We start from the raw sequence: 4,560 nt of genomic DNA on the forward strand, positions 1-4,560 counted from the left end.
ACGCCGTTGCCATGTGGGCCAAGGCTTATGATCGCGCGGCGAGCGAGGTCGTTGAGGAAGCTCTTGAAACCGTCATTGACAACGAAAGACAGGATATTCTCACCTTTGTCGTTTACTTCTCTTCTGGGTTTAAGGTGCAGGCGCTGTCCTCTAATCCGAAGAACCTGCGAGGAATGCAGGGTAACGTCGTTATTGATGAGGCCGCATTCCATGAGCAGCTTGGCGAGCTGATGAAAGCGGCTATGGCACTCACCATGTGGGGCGCGAAAATCCGCATTATCAGTACGCATAATGGGAATGAAAACCTGTTCAATACCCTGATCCAAGATATTCGTGCCGGTCGCCGAAAGGGAACGGTTCACACCATCACACTCGACGACGCGTGTGCTGAGGGGCTTTATCAGCGTATTTGTCAGGTGACGCGTCAGGCGTGGTCACCTGCTGCTGAGGCTGAATGGAAGGCTGACCTGCTGGGCGGCACCGAGACCGAGGACGATGCGCTTGAGGAGTATTACTGCGTGCCGAAACACGGTAGCGGTGCGTATATTCCTCGGGTATTGCTTGACCGGGCAACGAGTCTTGACTGCACAGTGGTGCGTTGGAAGATGCCCAAAGGCTATATGGATTGGACAGAAGAGGAGCGTTTTAATACGGCTCTGACCTTCTGTCGCGAGAAATTGCTTCCCTTGCTCGATAACCTTGAACAGGATACCCGCCACGCCTATGGGCAGGACTTTGCCCGCTCGGCTGACCTGTCTGTGATAGCTATTGGCAGCATTGAGCAAAACACCTGCCGCCGCATTCCCGTCACGGTAGAGCTTCACGATGTCCCTTACAATCAGCAGCGAGAAATTGCTTTTTTCATTATCGACCGCCTGCCGCGCCTCGTCGGTGTCGCTGTTGATAAAACCGGTAACGGCGGTTATCTCGGTGAGGCATTACTGCTGCGTTACGGTGACCAAATGGTGGACGCCATCCACATCACCGACCTGTTTTATCGCGAGTGGTCGCCTAAGTACAAGGCACTGTATGAGGCGGGTTACATCGATATCCCCCGCGATGAAGATATCATTGCCGACCAGCGCCAAATTCAGAACATCCGGGGCATCCCCAAAATCGACAAATCCCGCCGTAAGGGGGGCGATGGTAAGCAGCGGCACGGTGACAGTGCTGGGGCTTACCTGATGTTTACTCGCGCCTCATACATGGAGGGGTTTGAGACCGAAGGGTATATCCCACTCCCGCCAAAATCGGCTCCCCTGTCTGCGGCGGCCGATGAGTATGACGATGATGAGTTCGACACAATGAGAGGTTGCTGGTAATGGAATTTTTGACCCGTATTTTGGACGCCTCAGGGCGTCCCTTTGTTTTGTCCGATGACCAGCAGACCGGCACCGCCAAAGTCGGCTTTCTGCGTCAGCATTACAGTACCCATCCCTCCATGAGTTTGACGCCAGCCCGAGCAGCGGCGTTACTCAAGGCGGCGGAAGATGGTGACCTGATGGCGCAGTGTGAGCTGGCTGAGGATATGGAGGAGAAAGACCTGCATCTTGCCGCTGAATTGGGTAAGCGTCGCCGGGCGGTGCAGTCTCTGCCGTGGAAAATTACCCCGCCTCGCAATCCGACCAAGGAAGAGCAGTACGATGCCGACATGGTGACAGAGATTTTGACTGATGCGACGTGGTTTAATGACTGCCTGTTTGATGCCACTGACGCCGTTCTGAAGGGGTTTAGCTGTCAAGAAATTGAGTGGGAACAGGTTGACGGTTTAACTATCCCTAAAACGATTGAGTTTCGTGACGCCGCGTGGTTTCAGACTCACCCGCAAGACCGTAACCAGTTGCGATTGCGCGACGGCAGTCATGAGGGGCAGGAACTGTGGCCCTTTGGTTGGGTGGTTCACGTCGCTAAATCCAAGTCGGGCTATCTGGCTCGTATGGGATTGGTGCGCTCTCTGGTGTGGGCGTTCATCTTTAAAAACTACAGCGTGCGCGATCTTGCCGAGTTTCTTGAGATTTACGGGATGCCTATCCGATTAGGGAAATACCCGGCGGGCAGTACCGAGAAAGAGAAGCAAAGCCTGTTAAGAGCGGTGATGAGCGTCGGCCATAACGCTGGGGGGATCTTCCCGCGCGGCATGGATATCGAACTCAAGAACGCGATAGAGGGGTCAAGCGACCCGTATATGGCGTTTGTCACCTATTGGGATTTGTGTATTTCCAAGGTGATTTTAGGCGGCACCCTGACCAGTCAAGCTGATGGTGCGACCAGTACAAACGCCCTTGGTAACGTGCATGAGCGCATGGCGGACAACATCTGTGACAGCGACGCACTGCAACTGGCACCAACTATCACGCGCGATATTGTTCACCCTATCGTTGCGCTCAATGGCCGGTCATTTTCAAGCTTGCGTCGTCTGTGTCGGTTTGAGTTCGACCTGTCTGCGCCGGAAGACCTGACCGCCTACTCGACAGCACTGCCCTTGTTGGCCGGTATCGGGATGAAAATCCCGGTGCAGTGGGCGCATGAGAAGCTGCAAATCCCGATGGCAGACGACAGCGACGAGGTGTTAAAACCCGCACCACAGCCAGAAGCGCCTGCGTTCCTATCGGCTGTACCTCGCGGTTATACGGCGCTTGCCGCTGCCCCCTCAGTGTCTGCGCCGGACGCGCAAAAAGCGATTGCTGCTATGCCGGGCGCTGTATCCGGTGATGAGTGGCAGGCAGTCACTGACCCTATTCTTGTGCCTATCATCGCGGCCGTGCAATCTGGCGGCATGGAAGCGGCTAAGCTCCGCGCTGCTGAGCTTTACGCTGAACTGGATGATGAGCAGCTTACTGACATGCTGTCACGTGCGATGTGGATTGCTGAAACATGGGGGCGCTTAAATGCCAATGCCGGTTGATTTGGGCTATGCCATGAAGCTTGAGCCTAAGCTTGCTGTTGATTACTTTCGCTCTAAGGGCTACGAAATTACATGGAATTGGCAAGAAGCGCTACAGAGCACCCACGCCCGCGCATTTACGGTCGCTAAGGCTGCCCGGCTTGATGTGCTCGACACCATTCGGAGTGAGGTTGACCGGGCGCTCTCTGAGGGTATCACTGAGCGTGAGTTTATCAACACGCTCACGCCGCGTTTGCAGGCGGCTGGATGGTACGGCAAGCAGGTCGTCGTTGATAGTGCGGGCGGTGCTGAAGTCGTCCAACTCGGCAGCCCTCAGCGTCTGAGTACCATTTATCGCACCAACCTCGCAACCAGCTATCAGGCAGGTCGCTATCAGCAACAACTTGCCAGCACGGAAACGCATCCCTACTGGCAATATATCGCCATTCTCGACAGTAATACGCGTGACTCGCATCGGGCACTGCATGGGCGCGTATTCCACTACACAGACCCTATTTGGCAAACCATGTACCCGCCTAACGATTGGGGCTGTCGCTGTCGCGTTCGCGCGCTGACGGCGGCACAAGTCAAACAGATGGGCTTAAAGGTCGAGTCCAGTGTTGGGCGACTCGATACAGGGATGGCCGAGGCCGGTGTTGATAAACGCACGGGTGAGGTGTACGAGCAGCCTGTGACGACCTTTACGGACGGCAAACGGCGTATGCGCACTGGCGTCGGTTGGTCGGGGAATGCGGGCAGTGCGGCAATGGGGACGGACGTCAATATTGCGAAAAAGCTGGTCTCATTGCAAAACCGACAGTTACGCCAGCAGGTCATCCAGTCGCTGAATAACGCCCCTGCACGGCAGGCTGCTTTTGAGCAATGGATTGGGACGGTACTGACCCAGCGCCGTCCCGGCAACGGTATTCAGCCGCTGGGCTTTATGAGTGATGATATTGCCGATGCGGTCGAAAAACGCACCGGCCAACCGGCTGCGCGTCTTCTGGCGGTCAGTGAAAAGAACGTTATTCATGCGGATTCGCTCAAGCACCAGACGAAAGGGGTTGCGCTGACGTTAGCCGAGTATCAGGCGTTACCCAAATCCCTTAACACCCCTCGCGCGGTGCTGTGGGACAACCAAAATCACAACCTGTTGTATGTTATCGACAGTGGTAAGGAGATGGCGAAGATTGTCGTCAACTCCCCCTATGGGGTACGCAAACAGCCTGATGCGCTGGATGTGGTGATTAACGCCTATAAAGTGTCACTTTTCGAGCTTCAGAAGGGGATCGAGGGGGGGAACTATTCTGTTATCAAAGGTGGGCTTTAACCAACAACGCCCCGCAGTGCGGGGCGTTGGACGGTGGTGGGGGTCGAACCCACATAAACGTGTGACGCGATAGCGTTTACGCCGAATTACCAATTATCCGTACACCGTTTAATTATCCTAGCACAGGGTTTAATGAATGCAAATTGATTATAAATTCGACAGCGCGCCGCTTGATGAGGCCGTCAAGCGTCTGGTTGTGCTGGGGCAGGATATGACGCCCATCACGCGCGCCATCTCGGCGGTGCTTGCTAGTGAGTCAGAAAATGCCTTTGACCGTGAAAAAGACCCCGCCACCGGTCAGTCATGGCCTGCGCTGACGGATAAATACCGCGAGCGGCTTGAGAGG

The 4,560-nt window shown here is 55.2% G+C and carries 4 protein-coding genes; all 4 read left to right on the forward strand.

Annotated features, from left to right (window positions below):
• Positions 1-1,322, forward strand: a 1,322-nt coding sequence (locus G544_RS22320; RefSeq protein WP_036024532.1) for a hypothetical protein, incomplete at its 5' end; no start/stop codon positions are given.
• Positions 1,322-2,905: a DUF935 domain-containing protein gene (locus G544_RS0117875; RefSeq protein WP_027275850.1), complete on the forward strand. Its 1,584-nt coding sequence runs from the start codon at positions 1,322-1,324 to the stop codon at positions 2,903-2,905. The genes G544_RS22320 and G544_RS0117875, both read left to right, overlap by 1 nt.
• Entirely contained in the window at positions 2,889-4,214 is a 1,326-nt protein-coding gene (locus tag G544_RS0117880; protein WP_027275851.1) for a phage head morphogenesis protein, read from the forward strand. Before G544_RS0117875 ends, G544_RS0117880 begins: the two co-directional genes overlap by 17 nt.
• A gap of 136 nt (positions 4,215-4,350) precedes the next feature.
• On the forward strand, positions 4,351-4,560 hold a 210-nt coding region (locus G544_RS0117885), incomplete at its 3' end, for a phage virion morphogenesis family protein (RefSeq protein ID WP_027275852.1).

Source organism: Leminorella grimontii ATCC 33999 = DSM 5078 (genome assembly GCF_000439085.1).
In the GTDB taxonomy this organism is placed as follows: Bacteria; Pseudomonadota; Gammaproteobacteria; order Enterobacterales; family Enterobacteriaceae; genus Leminorella; species Leminorella grimontii.